At 62.9% G+C, this 16,859-nt stretch carries 18 protein-coding genes, 1 other RNA gene, 2 pseudogenes and 1 riboswitch; of the genes and pseudogenes, 8 read left to right on the plus strand and 13 right to left on the minus strand.

Annotated features, from left to right (window positions below; genetic code table 11):
- Positions 1–17: 17 nt before the first annotated feature.
- Complete coding sequence (locus tag V4R08_RS00115) at positions 18–743, plus strand: cytidylyltransferase domain-containing protein (protein WP_335577465.1); 726 nt, start codon at positions 18–20, stop codon at positions 741–743.
- Between the two features lies 1 nt (position 744).
- Here the strand turns inward: V4R08_RS00115 and V4R08_RS18330 are convergent.
- From V4R08_RS18330 to V4R08_RS00135, 4 genes and pseudogenes are all read right to left on the minus strand, one after another.
- Positions 745–996 (minus strand): annotated as a pseudogene (locus V4R08_RS18330) (transposase); the annotation flags it as partial.
- 86 nt (positions 997–1,082) lie between these two features.
- A complete protein-coding gene (locus V4R08_RS00125) occupies positions 1,083–3,176 on the minus strand; it encodes a S9 family peptidase (RefSeq protein WP_335577467.1) in 2,094 nt (697 codons plus the stop codon).
- A gap of 184 nt (positions 3,177–3,360) precedes the next feature.
- Positions 3,361–3,615: a helix-turn-helix domain-containing protein gene (locus V4R08_RS00130; protein WP_335577468.1), complete on the minus strand. Its 255-nt coding sequence runs from the start codon at positions 3,613–3,615 to the stop codon at positions 3,361–3,363.
- A gap of 204 nt (positions 3,616–3,819) precedes the next feature.
- Positions 3,820–3,960, minus strand: coding sequence for a hypothetical protein (locus tag V4R08_RS00135; RefSeq protein WP_335577469.1), 141 nt, complete (start codon positions 3,958–3,960; stop codon positions 3,820–3,822).
- A gap of 211 nt (positions 3,961–4,171) precedes the next feature.
- On the opposite strand from V4R08_RS00135, the gene V4R08_RS00140 reads away from it, so the two are divergent.
- The 3 genes and pseudogenes from V4R08_RS00140 to V4R08_RS00150 form a co-directional block, all read left to right on the plus strand.
- Positions 4,172–4,606 carry a hypothetical protein gene (locus tag V4R08_RS00140; protein WP_335577470.1) on the plus strand — a complete coding sequence of 145 codons (435 nt, stop codon included), beginning with the start codon at positions 4,172–4,174 and terminating at the stop codon, positions 4,604–4,606.
- A 138-nt stretch (positions 4,607–4,744) separates the two neighbouring features.
- On the plus strand, positions 4,745–5,080 hold the full coding sequence (locus V4R08_RS00145; RefSeq protein WP_335577471.1) for a hypothetical protein: 336 nt from the start codon (positions 4,745–4,747) through the stop codon (positions 5,078–5,080).
- Between the two features lie 196 nt (positions 5,081–5,276).
- Positions 5,277–5,416 (plus strand): annotated as a pseudogene (locus V4R08_RS00150) (REP-associated tyrosine transposase); the annotation flags it as partial.
- 58 nt (positions 5,417–5,474) lie between these two features.
- Here V4R08_RS00150 and thiC read toward each other — a convergent pair.
- The 7 genes from thiC to V4R08_RS00185 form a co-directional block, all read right to left on the minus strand.
- A complete protein-coding gene (gene thiC / locus V4R08_RS00155; protein WP_335577473.1) occupies positions 5,475–7,406 on the minus strand; it encodes a phosphomethylpyrimidine synthase ThiC in 1,932 nt (643 codons plus the stop codon).
- Between the two features lie 28 nt (positions 7,407–7,434).
- Positions 7,435–7,821, minus strand: a complete 387-nt coding sequence (locus tag V4R08_RS00160; RefSeq protein WP_335577474.1) for a hypothetical protein — start codon at positions 7,819–7,821, stop codon at positions 7,435–7,437.
- A 9-nt stretch (positions 7,822–7,830) separates the two neighbouring features.
- Entirely contained in the window at positions 7,831–8,439 is a 609-nt protein-coding gene (locus V4R08_RS00165; RefSeq protein ID WP_335577475.1) for a thiamine phosphate synthase, read from the minus strand.
- Entirely contained in the window at positions 8,426–9,208 is a 783-nt protein-coding gene (locus V4R08_RS00170; protein ID WP_335580133.1) for a thiazole synthase, read from the minus strand. The genes V4R08_RS00165 and V4R08_RS00170 overlap by 14 nt, the downstream gene beginning before the upstream one ends.
- 24 nt (positions 9,209–9,232) lie before the next feature.
- Positions 9,233–9,430 (minus strand): sulfur carrier protein ThiS, encoded by a 198-nt coding sequence (gene thiS / locus V4R08_RS00175; protein ID WP_335577476.1) that lies wholly within the window; start codon positions 9,428–9,430, stop codon positions 9,233–9,235.
- 4 nt (positions 9,431–9,434) lie between these two features.
- Positions 9,435–10,451 (minus strand): FAD-dependent oxidoreductase, encoded by a 1,017-nt coding sequence (locus V4R08_RS00180; protein WP_335577477.1) that lies wholly within the window; start codon positions 10,449–10,451, stop codon positions 9,435–9,437.
- A riboswitch (TPP riboswitch) is annotated at positions 10,439–10,566 on the minus strand. (Overlaps the previous gene by 13 nt.)
- Before the next feature lie 57 nt (positions 10,567–10,623).
- Complete coding sequence (locus V4R08_RS00185; RefSeq protein WP_335577478.1) at positions 10,624–11,100, minus strand: transglycosylase SLT domain-containing protein; 477 nt, start codon at positions 11,098–11,100, stop codon at positions 10,624–10,626.
- 237 nt (positions 11,101–11,337) lie between these two features.
- Here V4R08_RS00185 and V4R08_RS00190 point away from each other — a divergent pair, with 237 nt between their 5' ends.
- The 3 genes from V4R08_RS00190 (at position 11,338) to V4R08_RS00200 (ending at position 12,799) form a co-directional block, all read left to right on the plus strand.
- Positions 11,338–11,538: a hypothetical protein gene (locus V4R08_RS00190; protein WP_335577479.1), complete on the plus strand. Its 201-nt coding sequence runs from the start codon at positions 11,338–11,340 to the stop codon at positions 11,536–11,538.
- A gap of 253 nt (positions 11,539–11,791) precedes the next feature.
- A complete protein-coding gene (locus V4R08_RS00195) occupies positions 11,792–12,319 on the plus strand; it encodes a PRC-barrel domain-containing protein (RefSeq protein WP_335577480.1) in 528 nt (175 codons plus the stop codon).
- Between the two features lie 267 nt (positions 12,320–12,586).
- Entirely contained in the window at positions 12,587–12,799 is a 213-nt protein-coding gene (locus tag V4R08_RS00200; RefSeq protein WP_335577481.1) for a dodecin family protein, read from the plus strand.
- A gap of 194 nt (positions 12,800–12,993) precedes the next feature.
- Here the strand turns inward: V4R08_RS00200 and V4R08_RS00205 are convergent, their stop codons facing one another.
- Complete coding sequence (locus tag V4R08_RS00205; RefSeq protein ID WP_335577482.1) at positions 12,994–14,550, minus strand: DUF4403 family protein; 1,557 nt, start codon at positions 14,548–14,550, stop codon at positions 12,994–12,996.
- A gap of 417 nt (positions 14,551–14,967) precedes the next feature.
- Here V4R08_RS00205 and V4R08_RS00210 point away from each other — a divergent pair, with 417 nt between their 5' ends.
- Positions 14,968–16,188 (plus strand): extensin-like domain-containing protein, encoded by a 1,221-nt coding sequence (locus tag V4R08_RS00210; RefSeq protein ID WP_335577483.1) that lies wholly within the window; start codon positions 14,968–14,970, stop codon positions 16,186–16,188.
- Positions 16,189–16,375: 187 nt separating this feature from the next.
- On the opposite strand, the gene rnpB is transcribed toward V4R08_RS00210, so the two are convergent.
- Positions 16,376–16,793, minus strand: an RNA gene (gene rnpB, locus V4R08_RS00215) — RNase P RNA component class A.
- Positions 16,794–16,859: the final 66 nt, after the last annotated feature.

Genomic DNA, 16,859 nt, shown 5'->3' on the forward strand with positions numbered 1-16,859 from the left:
CGTTCTCGGTTTCTACGATGCCAAATGAAGTCGTAATCATCACTCAGGCGCGCATGACGAGCACTCGCCTCCCGGGCAAGATCTTGATGCGCGCCGGGGAACGCACACTTCTTGAAACGCATCTCGATCGCCTCGCCGATGTCGGCGTGCCCGTGATCGTCGCGACGACAACGAATCTCTCCGACGGTCCCGTTGTCGAACTCTGCGCTGCGCTCGACGTTCCGGTGTTTCGCGGCAGTGAGAATGACGTACTGGAACGTTACCAAAGAGCGGCGCGCGCACACGAGGCTCGCCACGTGATTCGCGTGACGTCGGACTGCCCACTCATCTGTCCAGACGTGATTCGCGCCGGCCTCGACATCTATTTGGGCTTGAAGAGCGAGTCCGTTTATCTCTCGAACGGCGAAAAGCGGACCTATCCTCGCGGCATGGAATTCGAAATTTTTCCCCGACGCTCACTCGACTTCGCCGCGGAGAATGCCAAGCTCCCGTCCGAGCGCGAGCATGTAACAGGTTATATTCGCACGTCGATGCCGGATATTCGCCACGAGTACTGCACGGATGAAGAAGATCTCAGCGACTGGCGTATCACCGTCGACACCGACGACGACTTCAAACTCGTCAAACTTTTGATTGAAGATCATCATGCGGTCGAGATGGATTACCCGGGCTTAAAGGCTTTGCTGAAAGCGCATCCGGAGCTCATGAAAATCAACTCTCACATTCAACAGAAATCGATCTAAGGAGTTGCTCCATCGACTGGCGTTCCGAGCGGATGCCGTAGAACACCTGCAGCAGCAAGGCGTTCGGCAATTGCTCCGGAGGGATCGAAGGGCGTCCCTCGCTGGCGTGGAGCCTCCCAAGGCAGCGGTTCAAATCGCTCAAAACATCCCGGACAAGGTCCCGGACCGTCCGCAGCGGATGGTTCGCTCGCACCCGCTTATCCGGTGCGATGTACGAAAACAGCCCGCCCTGATCGGTAAACCTGCCGCGCATGATCGCCTCCGCCGATTCGAGATGATAAAGTGAATTATCAAGCCGCCTCCGTGGCGAGAGGTTCTTCAGCAGACTGCTAGACTAGACTAGGCTGCCTGATCGCGTTTCACCGCCCACAGCGCGAAGGCATAGGCGAGGGCGACCTCGTCGAGGCGGTCGAAGCGGCCGGAAGCGCCGCCGTGTCCCGCACCCATGTTGGTTCGCAGCAGAACCGGGCCGCCCGACGTCATGGTGGCGCGCAGCCGCGCGATCCATTTCGCCGGCTCCCAGTAGGTGACGCGCGGATCGGTCAGCCCGCCCATGGCGAGGATCGCCGGATAGTCCTTCGCCGCGACGTTCTCGTAAGGCGAGTAGGACAGGATGGTGCGGAAATCCTGCTCGCTCGCGATCGGGTTGCCCCATTCCGGCCATTCCGGCGGCGTCAGCGGCAACGTGTCGTCGAGCATGGTGTTGAGCACGTCGACGAACGGCACCTCCGCGACGATGCCGGCGAACAACTCGCCGGCCCGGTTGGCGACCGCGCCCATCAACATGCCCCCGGCGCTACCGCCGTGGCCGACGATCCTCTTCGCAGAGGTATAGTTCGCCGCGATCAGCGCGCGGCCGCTAGCCGCGAAATCGTCGAAGCTGTTGGTTTTTTTCTCGCGCTTGCCGTCGAGATACCAGCCCCAGCCTTTATCCGCGCCGCCGCGGATGTGCGCGATGGCGTAAACGAAGCCGCGGTCGACCAGCGACAGCCGGTTGGCCGAGAACGACGCCGGCATCGCGTGGCCGTAGGAGCCGTAGCCGTAGAGCAGCAGCGGCGCGCGGCCGTCCCGCGCAAAATCCTTGCGATGCAGAATCGAGACCGGAACCTCGGCGCCGTCGTTCGCCTTCGCCACGACGCGGGTGGCGACATAATTCGCGGGATCATGTCCCGACGGAATCTCCTGGCGCTTGCGTAAAGTTCGCGAGCGGCTCGCCATGTCGTAATCGAACACTTCCGTGGGCGTCGTCATCGACGAATAGCTGAAGCGTAGCCGCGTGGTGTCGAATTCGTAGCCGCCATGAGTATCGAGCGAATAGGCAGCCTCGTCGAAAGCGATCGCGTGCTCGTTCCCGGTCGCGAGATCGCGAATGACGATCGACGGCAACGCATTGGTGCGCTCGAGCCGCACCATGTGGCCGGAATAAAGCTCAAAGTCGAGCACATAGGTGCCGGGGCGATACGGGATCAGGTCGCGCCAGTTCGCGCGTTCTGGCTCTGCCAGCGGCGCGGTTACGATTTTGAAATCGATGGCGCCGTCGGCGTTGGTGAGGATGAAAAGCTCATTGCCGCGATCGGCGACGGAATATTGCACGCCGTCCTCGCGCGCTGCGATCAAGCGCGGTGTCGCCTCGGCCTCGGCGAGATCGATCAGCCGCTGCTCGGAGGTTTCATGATCGCCGCCGGCGATCACGCAGAAGCGACCGCTGGCGCTCTCATGAATATGCGTGAACCAGCCGGTGTCCCGCTCCTCGTAAACGAGCACGTCATCGGACGGCGGCGTACCGAGCCGATGGCGATAGACCTGCATCGGGCGATGATTGTCGTCGAGCTTGACGTAGTAGAACGCACACGAGTCCGCGCTCCACACCACGCCGCCGTCGGTCTCCTCGATGACATCGGCGAGATCGGTGCCGCTGTCCCAGTCGCGGATCCGGATCGTGAAATATTCCGAGCCGCGATCGTCGGCGCTCCACGCCTCGAGGCGATGATCCGGAGAATGACGCGCGCCGCCGAGCTGAAAGAATTTCTTGCCTTCGGCGAGTTCGTCGCCATCGATGAGAAAGCGGGCGTCGCCGCCTTCGCGCGGCTGCCGTCCGATCATGCGATGCTGGCCGCCCTCGCGGTATTTCGTGAAATAGGCGAAGGGTCCGTCGGGCGAGGGGACGGTGGAATCGTCCTCCTTGATGCGGCCGCGCATTTCGGCGACGAGCTGCTTTTGCAGCGGCTCGGTCTCCGCGAGCAGGGCATTCGAATAGGCGTTCTCGGCATCGAGATAGGCGCGGATGTCCGGCGCCAGCAGCGACGGCTCGCGCAACACTTGCTGCCAGTTCGCATCCTTCAGCCAGGCGTAATCATCCGTGATGGTGACGCCATGGTGCGCATAGCTCTGCGGCCGGCTTTCGGCTTTCGGGGTTGTCGGTGTCGATGTCATGAAGAGAGATGCCTGCGATCGGAAGCGCAGGCCGTGCGCGTCCGGCGTGCGCGAGGGATGAACGTGTCCGTGTTCATAGGAGGGCGCGCGCGCAACGGCAAGCGGAGTGCGCGGCGGAATCCGGTTTGATGCCGCGCAAAATTACCGGAAGCACATTTTGGTTCGGGCGATCGTCACTTCAACGTCAGCCGTGATCGGGCACGTCGAGCCCGCTGGCGGCATACTGCCGTATCTTGTTGCGCAGGGTGCGAACCGACACGCCAAGCACCCTTGCTGCGCGGGTGCGGTTGCCGTCGCAACGCGCCAGCGTCTGCAGCACAAGCTCCCGTTCGACTTCGGTGACCGTGGAGCCGACCAATAGCGGAATCACCGCGTCGGGCGTGAGCGCAGCTTGATCCTGCGGCGAGCTTTGCGCTCCGGTTTGCAAATTCTGGGTCATCAGTCCCTCGCGAAGCGGCTTGCTTCCGAAGAAAAAGCCGACTGGATTGAGACCCCCGTCCCCCGTTACGAAGCTGTAATGATATAGTTACCAGATTATTAACACACCGTGCGGGACCAGGAAGAACCTGAAAAATAAGGGAAAAATCATTGTTTTGGTGGCAAAAATGCGCGTAACAGTAGAGTGTTATATCTGAATGATATTCTAACGCGAGGTGTGTCCCCGGTCATCGCAATCATCGATTGCGGTCTCATGCAGCGGCGAATCGCTTCGTCGGTTGAACGCATCGCGCAACAGATCGTATTCGGCCATCCCCGCCGCCATCGCGATTACGAAGACGATCACGGGTCCGCTCAGTCCCGCGAGATTGACCGGCGCCGGACCCGGACACAAGGTTGACCCAACCCCCAGCCGATGCCGAACAGCACCGCGCCCGTGACCGGCGATGCATCGATATCGCGGCAGTCGAGCATGCGGATTGCACCTGCCGCGCTCGGTCCCTACGCTTGCGGGCCGTCCGAATCATTTCCGCCCTTCGCACCCGGAGAATTCCCGTATGCCGTCATCGTCTCTGTTTCGCGCAGTCCTGTTCGCGCTGGCCGTCTGCTTCGGCCTGTCCTCCGCTGCCCGCGCCGACAGCGGCGCGGTGACGCTGACGATCTACAAGGGCGGCTGGATCATCGGCGCGTCCGGCGGCGGCGGCACGCTCACCTTTCGCGGCCGGCGCTATCCGCTCTCGATCGGCGGACTGGATTACGGCCTGGTGTTCGGCGGATCGAAGACCGTGCTGCGCGGCCGCGTCAGCCACATCAGCCGGCCTTCCGATGTCGCTGGCGTCTATGGCGCGGCGGGCGCGGGGCTGGCGATCGGCGGCGGCGCCCGCGCCATCGTGCTGACCAACCAGAATGGTGCGGTGCTGGAACTCTCCGGCCGTCAGTATGGCCTGATGGCCAACGCCGATCTCTCGGGCCTTGCGATCACGATGAAATAGCGGCGGTCCGCGTCAGCGAGCGCCGCACCGCCGGCGCAAAGCAATAGACGCGCAACCGCCATTGTGATTGAACTCAGCATACCCTTTTTCTGCAGCAGAGTTATATCTGTGCTAGGTACGGGGGTGTGGACAGCAAGAATGGGTGCGACTGTGTTCGGATTTAAAAAAAAGAAAGAGATTTTGCAAATCTGCTTCGGCATTGACACGCGGACTTTCAAGGTCGTTCGGGTGGTAGGAAGAGAAGGCGGTACCTACGACGTCGATGGTCAAGGCCCTCATGAAAATCTTGAAAAGAATTCAGTAGAAACGGCAGTGAGGCTCACTCATGGCTACATTGCCGAACTCAGTTGCTGGCCCGCTCACCAATGCGATGAGTCTCTTATCCAGCAAATCGAAGCCGATTTAAAGACGAGGGCCGAGGAGATGAAAGAGGCCGCCAATGCGGCGCCAGGTCAAGAGACCGATAGTCGCTAACTGACCTTCATCATCGCTTCAAAGCTTCGAGCTACGCTACCCTCAGCGCCTACCGGGCTGGTCTCGCTTGAAAGGCGCAGTACCTTCACAAGGCGATTGCGCATAGCAACAAGGCCCCAACATGGGGCCTTGTTGCGTGAGATCGTCTCGATCATGCGGTCCTCAAGCATAAAGCGTTAGAACACCGGCGCTGCTCATCACTCCAGTGAAGCACGGATTCGTTGGCAAGGTGCAGGACTGGCCGCATTCGTCGTTTCATCGCGACGTGTGGCGCAGCTTGTTTCCGCTCGACCGGGCAGGCGATGCCGATGCAAGGGCGAGTTTGGCGAGGCGTAATGCCCGCGTGGTCGGGCAGGAATTGGTCGATTAGCTTCGCCTAACCCACCCTGCACATTCACAACACCTTGTTGCTTTCCTTCACGGCTTCCGCTTCGACATAGACCTGTCCGCCCATCTCCTTGAATTTCTCGCTCATCTGCGCCATGCCGTCTTCAATGACGCCTTTCATCGTCATGCCGACGCCGGCGAGCTTACCGTCGGGATAAAGCGCCGCCTTCTCGTTGTCGCCCAGCGTGGCGGCGTAGTCGCGCACGTCCTGCGTGATCTTCATCGAACAGAACTTTGGGCCGCACATCGAGCAGAAGTGCGCCACCTTGTGCGCGTCCTTCGGCAACGTCTCGTCGTGGAAGGCCACCGCCGTTTCCGGATCGAGGCCGAGGTTGAACTGGTCCTGCCAGCGGAAGTCGAACCGCGCGCGAGAGAGAGCGTCATCGCGCAGTTGCGCCGCCGGATGGCCCTTGGCGAGATCGGCGGCGTGCGCCGCGATGCGATAGGTTATGACGCCGGTCTTGACGTCGTCGCGGTTCGGTAGCCCGAGGTGCTCCTTCGGCGTGACATAACACAGCATCGCGCAGCCGAACCAGCCGATCATAGCGGCGCCGATACCCGAGGTGATGTGATCGTAGCCCGGCGCGATGTCGGTGGTCAGCGGTCCCAGCGTATAGAACGGCGCTTCGCCACATTCTTTAAGCTGCTTGTCCATGTTGATCTTGATCTTGTGCATCGGCACGTGGCCGGGGCCTTCGATCATCACCTGGCAGCCTTTCTTCCACGCGATCTGCGTCAGTTCGCCGAGGGTTTCGAGTTCGGCGAACTGGGCGCGGTCGTTGGCGTCGGCGATCGAGCCCGGACGCAGACCATCTCCCAATGAAAACGACACGTCATACTTGCGCATGAGGTCGCAGATCTCCTCGAAGTGGGTGTAGAGGAAGCTCTCCTTGTGGTGGGCGAGGCACCACTTCGCCATGATGGAGCCGCCGCGCGAGACGATGCCGGTGACGCGGTCGGCGGTGAGGTGGATGTAGGGCAGGCGCACGCCGGCATGGATGGTGAAATAATCGACGCCCTGTTCGCACTGCTCGATCAGCGTGTCGCGATAAAGCTCCCAGGTCAGTTTCACCGGATCGCCGTCGCACTTCTCCAGCGCCTGATAGATCGGCACCGTTCCGATGGGAACGGGCGAATTGCGCAAAATCCATTCGCGCGTGGTGTGGATGTTGCGTCCCGTCGAGAGATCCATCACGGTGTCGGCGCCCCAGCGGATCGCCCACACCATCTTGTCGACTTCCTCCTCGACCGATGAGGTCACCGCGCTGTTGCCGATGTTGGCGTTGATCTTCACCAGAAAGTTGCGGCCGATAATCATCGGTTCGAGTTCGGCGTGGTTGATGTTGCAGGGGATGATGGCGCGGCCGCGCGCGATCTCCTCGCGCACGAATTCCGGCGTGACGAAGGCCGGCACCGAGGCGCCGAAGCTTTCGCCGTCGGCCAGCGCCGCTTCGGCGCGTTCGAGTTGCTGCTTCCGCCCGATGTTCTCGCGTTCGGCGACGTAGATCATCTCCTTGGTGACGATGCCGGCGCGAGCGAATTCAAGCTGGGTGATCTTGTGGCCATCGAGGCCGCGCAGCGGCTTGTGATGCGCGGTGAACGACTTCGCTGCGTGCGACGCGCCGACATTGCCGTTGTCCTCGGGCTTGATGACGCGACCGTCATATTCCTCGACGCCGCCGCGTTCCTTCACCCAGGCAAGGCGCGTGCGCGACAGGCCGGCGTTGACGTCGATGGTGACGTCCGGGTCGGTATAGGGTCCCGATGTGTCGTAGACTGGCAGGTTCGGCTCGCCCGCGCCTTCGCTCAGGATGATCTCGCGCAGCGGCACGCGCAGGTCGGGTGCGGCCTCGGGCACGGAGAAAACCTTGCGGGAGGAGGGCAGGGCGCCCGTGGTGACGGCGGGGCGCGTGGTGTCCGGATTGGAGCGGATGTTCATGGCGTTTCTCCGGTACGAGGAATTGCGTTCAGTGCAGATAGCCGAGAAGGCAGAAGACGAGGCCGATCACGAGCCAGATGCATCCGGCCAGGATCGGCATGGCAGCGTGGCGCAGGAATGCGCGCGCCCCCGAAAACAGAAATGGCGGTTCGACGATGCGGATCGCGCCGGCAATAACCAGCAGCCAGCCGAACAGCGTCACGATCACGCGCCAGTCCGCGGTCCAGACATTGTGCGTCAGGACGATGGCGAGGCCGGCCGGCATCACCATCAGTCCGGCGAGGAACATCAGCGCGCGGCTGGCCAAAAACTCCTCGGCCATGGAGTGGAAACTCTGTCGGTTGAGCAGCACGGCGAGACCGGCCGTCATCATGACCGGGCCGATCAGCCGTGCGATGAAGATGGATGTCTGCATGACGGTACCTCATGCGGTTTCACGGACTTGTTCCAGCCACGCGCGCACCCGCGCGTCGGGGTCTGGGTTCTGCGTTACGTCGCTGACCACGGCGATCGAGTCAGCACCGGCGGCGAAAATTTCCGCCGCCTGTTCGAGCTTGATGCCGCCGATCGCGACCAGCGGGATGTTGCCGACGCGCTCTTTCCACTCGGCGATTTTCGCGATGCCCTGCGGCTCGAAGCGCATCGATTTCAAAGTGGTGAAGAAAATCGGCCCCAACGCGACATAATCCGGCTCGGCTGCGAGCGCGGTATCGAGTTCGGCATCGTCATGGGTGGAAAGGCCGAGCGTCAGCCCCGCCTTGCGGATCTCGTGGATGTCGGCCGTCGTGAGATCCTCCTGGCCGAGGTGAACGTGCTTCGCGCCGGCCACGATCGCCGCGCGCCAGTAGTCGTTGACCACGAGCTGCGTCGGCGTGCCCTTGACGATCCGCAGCGCGTCGGTGACGAGTTGCAGCGACTCGCCATCGTTGAGGTCTTTTGCGCGCAACTGCACCGTGCCGACGCCGAGTCCGGTCAGGCGGCGCACCCAGTCCAGCGTATCGACGACAGGATAGAACCGATCAGGATACGGCATGCCAGAAGGGTATCCCTACCACGGGGGTTGAGGGGGAGGCGAAGTCGCGGGCTTCCATCAGGCCCGCCTCAAAGGCGCCGCGGCCAGCTTCGACCGCGAGCCTGAACGCGCCGGCCATAGCGACGGGATCGGCGGCCTTGGCGATGGCGGTGTTGAGCAAAACGGCGTCGTAGCCGAGTTCGAGGGCCTGCGCGGCGTGGCTGGGCGCACCGATCCCGGCATCGACGATGAGAGTGATATTGGGCAGCCGCTCGCGCAGCAGCCTCAAGGCGTCGCGATTGACGATGCCCTTCGCGCTGCCGATCGGCGCGGCCCATGGCATCACCACCTTGCAACCGGCCTCAACGAGGCGCATGGCGACGCCGAGGTCCTCGGTGCAATAGGGAAACACCTCAAAGCCCTCCTTGATGAGAATGGCGGCGGCTTCGACCAGGCCGACCACGTCGGGTTGCAGCGTGTCGTTGTCGGCGATGACTTCGAGCTTGATCCACGACGTGCCGAACAGTTCGCGTGCGAGTTTCGCTGTCGTGACGGCTTCGCGCACGCTTTTGCAGCCGGCGGTGTTGGGCAGCACGGTGACATCGAGCTCGCGGATCAGCGACCAGAACGCGTCGCCGGTCTTGCCACCCGCGGTTTCCCGCCGCAGTGACACCGTGACGATCTGGCTGCCCGCGGCGCGGATCGCGTCCTGCATAATTTTCGGCGACGGATACAGCGCCGTGCCGATCAGCAGCCGGGAGGAGAATTCACGATCGTAGAGTTTCAGCATTGGTACGGCGCTCCCATGCATCGTTCACCCTCCCTGCCGCGGCGTGATGATCTCGATTTCGTCGCCGCTTTTCAGAGCCGTGTCTGCCCAGCGGTTTTTCGGCAGCACGTCGAAATTCACGGCGATAGCAACATGCGTGTTCCCGTAGTCGAGCTCGCTTAGCAGCGCGTCCACGGTCTGCGCCGCGATCTCCCGCTGTTCGCCGTTGACGGTCACTTGCATCGCGTCACCCGCATTGCATCACCTCGTTATCGATCTCGCCGCGTGCGACGTAAGCGAGCGTCAGTTCCGCGAGCGCCGGCGCCAGCAGAAAACCATGACGGAAAAGTCCGTTGACCGCGATGCGGCTCTTGTCGATCGCGATGCGCGGCAGGTTGTCGGGAAACGCGGGCCGCAGGCCTGCGCCGATCTCCACGATCCGCGCCTCGCCGAAGGCCGGATGCACGGCGTAAGCCGCGCTGAGCAGCTCAAGCGCCGAGCGGACGCTGACGCCGTCGTCCTCACGTTCGATCGAGGTGGCGCCGATCATGAAGCGGTTGTGCTCGCGCGGAATAATGTAGAGCGGCCAGCGCGGGTGCAAGAGCCGCACCGGGCGCGACAGCGCGATCTCGTCGGTTTCGACGATGATCTCCTCGCCCTTGACGCCGCGCAGGTTCGGGAACGTATCGCGCGCGGCAAGGCCGCGGCAATCGATCGCAAGGCCCTCGATGGCGGCGGCCTCGGGCGCGCTGCTAAATTCGATTTTGCCGCCGGCGGCGCGAATGCGGGCGTGCAGTTGCGGCAGCACGCGGCGCGGCTCGACATGGCCTTCGTCCGGGAAGAACAGCGCCTCGCGAAACCGCCCGTCGAGCGACGGTTCAAGTTCGCTCACATTATCGGCCTGAACGCGCCGATGCCCCGATGTCATGCGCGCGAAGCGTTCGAAGTCGGAGCGGTCGCGCGGATGCGCCACCACCAGCGACCCGTTGAAAGGCGTATCGGGAACGTGTTCGCGCCACAGCGCGAGCGAGCGAAAACCGAGACGCGTAACGAGGGGTTCGGACACCTCAGCTTCGCACCACGGCGCCAGCATGCCGCCGGCCCAGTGGCTGGTGGCCTGCGTCATCGCGTCGCCGCCGCGTTCGTGAAGCGTGACTGCGTGCCCGGCTTTCGCGAACAGCAGGGCCTGCCATGCGCCGGCAATGCCTGCGCCGATCACTGCGACGGGGGAATCCCCACCTATCTCCCGCGTATTCTGAAACATCCCTGTCCCTTCGCCGGCATGACCCGGATCAGGTTCAAAGGGTCACCGCGCTGTCGCGTGAATCGCGCTCGGTGCGGTATCTCAGCTCCCTGACGGAACACCCCTCGGAACACCTCTAATTTAGGCCGAAAGGGGTCGGTGTCAACGCGCGGCAAGGCGCAATCTTCCATTGTCAGCGCGGCGCGATCGACAGTGGAGCGCCGGGGATTCGTGCGTCGGCGCTCATGGTTTCGTGCCGGGCACGCTGCCGCCGCTGCCGCTTCGCCGCGTAATAGTAGCCGCCGGCATAATAGGCCACGGCGCGGTCGTGGTTGCCGTGAGCCGCCCGATACGCGCCGGCGAGATACCTGACCGCGTAGGTGAGATTGGTTTCGGGATCGAGCAGGCCTTCGGCGGTGCCGGTGTAGCCAAGACCCCGCGCGGTCGCGAGCTTGATCTGCATCATGCCGTAATTGCCGTGGTGCACGGCGCGCGGATTGTAGCGGCTCTCGCGCACGATGACGCGGTGGACCAGTTCGACGGGAACGCCGTTGGCTTGCGCGTGCGCCGCCACCATCGACTCGTATTGCGCCCGCTGCGCAGACGAGGGCTGCGGCCATGCCAGCACAACAAGGACAAGAAACGGAACGCATTTGCTGAGATTTAGCACGAATGCCCCTTCACGATCGTCCTTATGCCTATCGCCTCAATCGCGACTTTCCTGTGGCAAAACGGCGAAGCCGGCGCATGGGCTGGTACGGGTTCCATCGTCTTGGTCGAAAAAAAAGGAACCCCGGTGGCTTCCGGTCGTTGAGCGAGAGCGTGCCGCCGTGGGCATCGGCGGCTGGCGTCATCACTGCGCACGAATCCGCGAACGGCAAAAGCAGAAGCGGATGGGAGAAGCATCATGGCCGCTGTCGTATCTGATTATTTGCCTCATCAAAACCCTTGCGCGCAATGTGGCAAGCCGATTGCCACGCCGGTCTGGTTCGAGGACGAGCCGCGCCGGACCTGGTATCTCTGGCAGTGCGCCCACTGCGGCTACCAGTTCGAAGCAGTCGCGTTCTTCGCCGAGATCAACGGCGAGCCGAGCGTGATAGCCGCCTGACGGCGGTCTGTTCTGGCGGTCACACCATCGCGTCGTTTTGCCGCATATCGCAGGAACGGCGGTGGCGTCGGCGCGTTGGTGCTCGCTGCTTGATTGCTTCATCGATGTATCGCTCGCGCGGTGATGGGGTGCGCTGCTAAGTGGGCGAGCCGTTCCGTTCCCTCGGGGAACCCCAACAATCCGGAATGTTTTCGGGAACCACTGCCGGAGTCGTGTGTTCTCGCTATTCATTTCAATCGAAGGAGGTGCACTGATGATTTCCAGGTATATGACCGCCGCATTGATCGGATCCGCATTGCTGGCGACGGCGGCGGTCGCGCAAACGTCAACCACCACGACGACGAACACCATGAGTGCTCCGGCGGCTCCGTTGTCAGAGTCCGGCTATCATGGCGACTGGCGCTCGTCGAAAATGATCGGCCTGAACGTATACAACGATGCCCACGAGAAACTCGGCTCGATCAGCGATCTGCTGCTTGACAAGAGTGGAAAGATCAACGCGGCGGTGATTGGCGTCGGCGGATTCCTCGGTGTCGGCGAGCGACTGGTTGCGGTGAATTTTGACAAGCTCAAGTTCGTCGACACGCCTGTGCCGTCGACATCGGCCTCGACGACAGCGCCGGCGGGCAGCAGCAAGAGTTCGGAGACCACCACAGGCGCGGCGACATCCGCGCCGGCAGCGACGAACACGAAGACCAATCCGTGGTATCCGGATCACGCGGTTTTCGGTGCGACCAAGGAACAGTTGAAGGCGATGCCTGAGTTCAAGTATTCGACCTGAGTTGGCGGATCGAACGGTGGAACAGCAGCGCGCCCGGTTTTTGGCCGGGCGCGTTTTGTATGGCGGTATACAGGCGACTTCATGCCTGCCATCCCCGGTCGAGCAATTCTCGTTCAAACGGAGCGCATCATCGGAGCGAGTTCGCTCTCCCGCTTTCGGAGGAGAACCGGCGCGAATGCCGCGGAACAGCGGCTATCGGCGGAGACGTCGTTGTTAGCTTACAGTCGGCAGGACCGACCTGGGTTCTGTCATCGAACGGAGGACGACATGGCTGAGAGTGTCTACAAGGTGATCGAACTGATCGGCACCAGCAAGGAATCCTGGGAGAAGGCGGCCAAGGCGGCGGTCGAGCGGGCGGGACAATCGCTCCGGGATCTTCGCGTCGCGGAAGTTGTCAAACTCGACATGCAACTGGACGACAAGGGCAAGGTCGAGGCCTATCGCGCCAAGCTCAGGGTCTCGTTCAAATTCGAGGACTAGATCTGAGCGTGACGGGGTTTGATTGAATCGTCATTCCCGGCTTCATGCCGGGCATCCGGGTCTTGAAACCTTAAATCCGATCAAAGACGCGGCTGGCCGAGGCCGGGCAACGTGAAAGCGAGGCGACGCCGTTCTTCGAACGGCTCGGCCCAGCCTACGCATTGAAAGGCTTCATCGTCGCCTCATCCGGGCTGTTACAGTGCCGGCAGTGTCTTGACCTCGACGTTCACGGCGCCCGCCGCTTCCGCAATGACGCGCAGCGTTTTGGAATCAAACGCGATGTCGGCGAGTTTCAGGCTGGTGATCTCGGCTTTGACCCTGACCCCGTCCTCGTTCTTCTGAAAACCCGCGATGACCGCGGCGATCTTCTCTCGCGCATTCGATGCGAACGGCTTGAGGTCGATGGTTGCCTTCTCGGCCAAGGTTTGTTGCAGATAGGGCATCGCGGCGTGCGCGGCGGCGCCGAGCAGGCCGAATGCGGCTTCGGATTCGACCGCAAGCTGGATATCGGTCAGGCGCAGGGTCTGCTGGGCCTGGTCGAGCACCGGTCTGCCCCAGATGTGGACGGTGGCCTCGCCGCCGAAACCGAACCAGCTTTTTTTCTCCTTCGCATGAACCAGCAGCGAGATCAGAAGCCGGTCGCCCGCAGCCGCGACGCTGGCCTGCTTGACGGTGACGGCGACCGGGCCGCTGCCATCCTCGGGAAACGTCTTGCCGGCGAACTGCGCCTCGATGATCCTGTTGATGTCGGTGAAGGGCACGTCGATCGGAACACCGATGTTCAGTCGGCCCGGTGTGGCCGGCACGATGGCGAGCCTCGTGGGAAACGGACAGTCCGGCTTGGTTGCCGCGGTGGTGATCCGCGTTTCGGCCTCGACGCCGAGCGTTAGCGTAACGTTGCTGGTGTCGATGTGCGGTTGAGTTGCGACGGCGCGCACCGGCTTCAGCTCGAGATACAGGTCCTGCAACCCGGCTGCGCCCTGCAACGGGATCGAGCGGCACATCTGTGCCCATTGCAGCCGCGCGCTGCGCTCCAGCGCGGGATCGTTGCGGATGCGCTGTTGCAGGTTCGCGAGCTGTTCGTTGACCGCCCTGTCGATGACGGGCTTGACCTGTGAGGGGACATTGACGCGGGCGCCTGCGACCGAGACGTTGGTATCGCCGAGATTGACCTGCGCGGTCATGTTGGGGTCGATGCGCCAGTTCGCGGTCAGCACCGGCCGCGCCGTCATCACGACGTTGCCCTTGATCTCGGCGTTGGCGTTCAGGTTCTTGATGTTCACGCGGCCGATCTGCTTGGCGACGTTGCCGCCGAGCAGGCTTGCGAGCGCGTTGCCGACCGCGCCCTGGGCATTGGCCGACAGCGATCCCGTGACCTTGAGGGTGCCGGTCAGCGGCGTCGAGAGCGACAGCACGTTGTTAGCGCCCGTGGCGCTGATCGCACCACGCGATGCGGTCCATCCGATGTCCGCGTTCTGGAGGATCTGCGCCGCCGGATTCTCGGCCTTGCCGGCGAAGGTGTGCGGAGCGGCGCGGTCGGCGGCGTCGCGAATGACGGCGAGCGGGATTGTGATCGGCGCGACGATGCTCGAACTGCGGTTGACAGGGGGCAACCGCGGCAATGTCGCAAGGGCGGGCTTGGTGATTCCACGCGGCGACAACCAGTCCATGGCCTTGAGACTGACAAGGAACGAGACCGCAAGGACCCCGATGCCGAGCAGGATGGTTTTGAGATTGAGCTCCGGCCGCATTGGCTCCCCGGCGCGATTGCCCCGATTCCGAGTCTACAGGCAGCGGGCAATGGATGCCAGTGCAGCGCGGCTGCACCGATTGCATCCGTACTCACCCGACGCGGTGAATGCGGAAGCAGAGAAGCAGAACCGAAGTCGTGTGGGGCGGGTCGCTAGAAAACGCCCAACACGATCGCGCCGACGAAGGCGAGCGCGATGTAGGCGGTCACAACGCTCATGCGGCCGGCGAAAGTCATGCGACGACTCCCTGATCGATCACGCCGTTGGTTGGTCCCAACGCGGAAGCTGGCAACCCGTTCCCGGCGGAAAAAGTCAGCCTTGCTGCCCGCTTCCGTTGTGCATCGCCGCAACATGGTTAAAAAGGACTGAAAGCAACCCGTTGAAGAAGCCTTAAATAAATTCGTTGAACGTGCGCGGATGACGCGCAGAGTTGCCTTGTATCTCGTCGGCTCCGTCGTCCTTGTGTCGCTGGCCGGTTGCGGGCGCGGTTTCTTTCAGACCGCGGAACGCGAACCGTGGCGGGCCAAGGCCGAAGTCGCATGTCTGAAATCCGGCGAGGTCAAAGAAAGCGCCGAACTCGTTCGTATCCGCCCGATCAGTGGTCCCGGCATTTGCGGCGCCGAATTTCCTCTGAAGGTCTCGGCGCTCGGTGAAAGTCCGGCTTACGGCTTTGCCGACGAGGATATCAGGCCCCCTGCGTCGATTGGTCGCAATCAGCCGCGCTGGCCGGTCGCCCAGCCGTCCTATTCGCCACCGCCGCCGTCGTATCCGGAAACAGCCGCTCGTCAGTCCGCTTATGGCGGCGGGCCGAGCGGCCCGGTCTCGCTGAGCGCGCCCGGCGTGCATCCGGCCGACGACCAGATCGCATTGCCGGCAGAGGGAGCGGATCGCGCATCGTCCTATCCGTCGGGTGATCGTTACGCGCAACCGTATCCCGATTTGCAATCCCGGCTCCAATCCCAGTCCTACGGCGGCGAGCGGTCGTCGGCATATCCCGCAACGCCAGTCGTTGGCTCGTCACAAAATCCGTCGTTGCCGCGGCTCGGACCGGCGCGCGGGACGATCACGAACGCGGTCGGGCCCGTCACGGTGAAGCCGGCCGCGACGCTTGCCTGTCCGATCGTCTCGGCGCTCGATCGCTGGTTCGCGGATGCGGTGCAGCCGGCGGCGATGCGCTGGTTCGGCGCGCGCGTCGTCGAGATCAAGCAGATATCCGCCTATTCCTGCCGCGGCATGAACGGCAATCCGCACGCACATATTTCCGAGCACGCCTTCGGCAACGCGCTCGATATCGCCGGATTTGCGCTGGCTGACGGACGATACGTTTCGGTGCAGCACGGCTGGAAGGGGCTGCCGGAAGAGCAGGGTTTCCTGCGCGATGTGGAAGCGTCGGCCTGTCAGCGCTTCACCACGGTGCTGGCGCCCGGCGCGAACGTCTATCACTATAATCACATCCACGTCGATCTGATGCGCCGCGCGAGCCGCCGCTCGGTCTGCAAGCCGGCGGCGGTATCGGGCGAGGAAATCGCGGCGCGCGCCGCGCGCGGCTCGTATGCCGGTCGCGGGCCTGCGGTGACAGGATCGCTGGGCGGCAGCAAGAGCCATTCGCATAGCCACGATGCGGATGACGACGAGTAGGGCTCGCAAGCGGGTGTATTTGATATCCGCAAGCCGTCCGCTGCGCATTTTCCGAAATGGCGAGAGGTCCGGCGTGAATGCGCCGGACCCCTCATTCACAGTGAAACGCGTTTTCTTGACGCGAACCGGAAAGTCCATCCTCGGGTCAAGCCCGAGGACAAGCTTCGCGCGAAAAACGCTTCGCGAATATATCAGCCAGCCTGTAAGCCGGGTTCTGTAGGGCACCGCGCGCTTGCACACGCGATACGTGACGGCCATTCCTCTGGGACAACGTTTGCACGTTGCCTCATGCAACCTACCCGGACAGCGGGCCCGACATGGCCCTGCGATGTTATCGCCGAAGGCGAACCTCTCGCGATGCCGTCCCTATTCGGTTTTGCTCCCGGTGTGGTTTGCCATGCCGTCCCCGTTGCCGGAGACGCGGTGCGCTCTTACCGCACCTTTTCACCCTTGCCTGCTCCGGGGAGGAGGCGGTTCGTTCTCTGTGGCACTGTCCCTGGGGTCGCCCCCGCCGGACGTTATCCGGCACCGTATGTCGATGGAGCCCGGACTTTCCTCTCCCGCAGCCTTTCGACCATAGCGGGAGCGGCCGTCCAGCCGACTGACGTGATACGCATGACGGTTGTGCGCGGTTGCGTCAAGCCACGCGGAACAGGCTCTAGCGATTTCGA

The sequence above is a fragment of the Nitrobacter sp. NHB1 genome (assembly GCF_036964665.1).
Taxonomy (GTDB): Bacteria; Pseudomonadota; Alphaproteobacteria; order Rhizobiales; family Xanthobacteraceae; genus Nitrobacter.

Excerpts from the sequence above, each read along its gene's own strand:
- V4R08_RS00115 (WP_335577465.1), top strand. The coding sequence starts at position 18 with ATGCCAAATGAAGTCGTAATCATCACTCAGGCGCGCATGACGAGCACT.
- V4R08_RS00125 (WP_335577467.1), bottom strand. The coding sequence starts at position 3,176 with ATGACATCGACACCGACAACCCCGAAAGCCGAAAGCCGGCCGCAGAGC.
- V4R08_RS00130 (WP_335577468.1), bottom strand. The coding sequence starts at position 3,615 with ATGACCCAGAATTTGCAAACCGGAGCGCAAAGCTCGCCGCAGGATCAA.
- V4R08_RS00140 (WP_335577470.1), top strand. The coding sequence starts at position 4,172 with ATGCCGTCATCGTCTCTGTTTCGCGCAGTCCTGTTCGCGCTGGCCGTC.
- V4R08_RS00145 (WP_335577471.1), top strand. The coding sequence starts at position 4,745 with ATGGGTGCGACTGTGTTCGGATTTAAAAAAAAGAAAGAGATTTTGCAA.
- thiC (WP_335577473.1), bottom strand. The coding sequence starts at position 7,406 with ATGAACATCCGCTCCAATCCGGACACCACGCGCCCCGCCGTCACCACG.
- V4R08_RS00160 (WP_335577474.1), bottom strand. The coding sequence starts at position 7,821 with ATGCAGACATCCATCTTCATCGCACGGCTGATCGGCCCGGTCATGATG.
- V4R08_RS00165 (WP_335577475.1), bottom strand. The coding sequence starts at position 8,439 with ATGCCGTATCCTGATCGGTTCTATCCTGTCGTCGATACGCTGGACTGG.
- V4R08_RS00170 (WP_335580133.1), bottom strand. The coding sequence starts at position 9,208 with ATGCTGAAACTCTACGATCGTGAATTCTCCTCCCGGCTGCTGATCGGC.
- thiS (WP_335577476.1), bottom strand. The coding sequence starts at position 9,430 with ATGCAAGTGACCGTCAACGGCGAACAGCGGGAGATCGCGGCGCAGACC.
- V4R08_RS00180 (WP_335577477.1), bottom strand. The coding sequence starts at position 10,451 with ATGTTTCAGAATACGCGGGAGATAGGTGGGGATTCCCCCGTCGCAGTG.
- V4R08_RS00190 (WP_335577479.1), top strand. The coding sequence starts at position 11,338 with ATGGCCGCTGTCGTATCTGATTATTTGCCTCATCAAAACCCTTGCGCG.
- V4R08_RS00195 (WP_335577480.1), top strand. The coding sequence starts at position 11,792 with ATGATTTCCAGGTATATGACCGCCGCATTGATCGGATCCGCATTGCTG.
- V4R08_RS00200 (WP_335577481.1), top strand. The coding sequence starts at position 12,587 with ATGGCTGAGAGTGTCTACAAGGTGATCGAACTGATCGGCACCAGCAAG.
- V4R08_RS00205 (WP_335577482.1), bottom strand. The coding sequence starts at position 14,550 with ATGCGGCCGGAGCTCAATCTCAAAACCATCCTGCTCGGCATCGGGGTC.
- V4R08_RS00210 (WP_335577483.1), top strand. The coding sequence starts at position 14,968 with ATGACGCGCAGAGTTGCCTTGTATCTCGTCGGCTCCGTCGTCCTTGTG.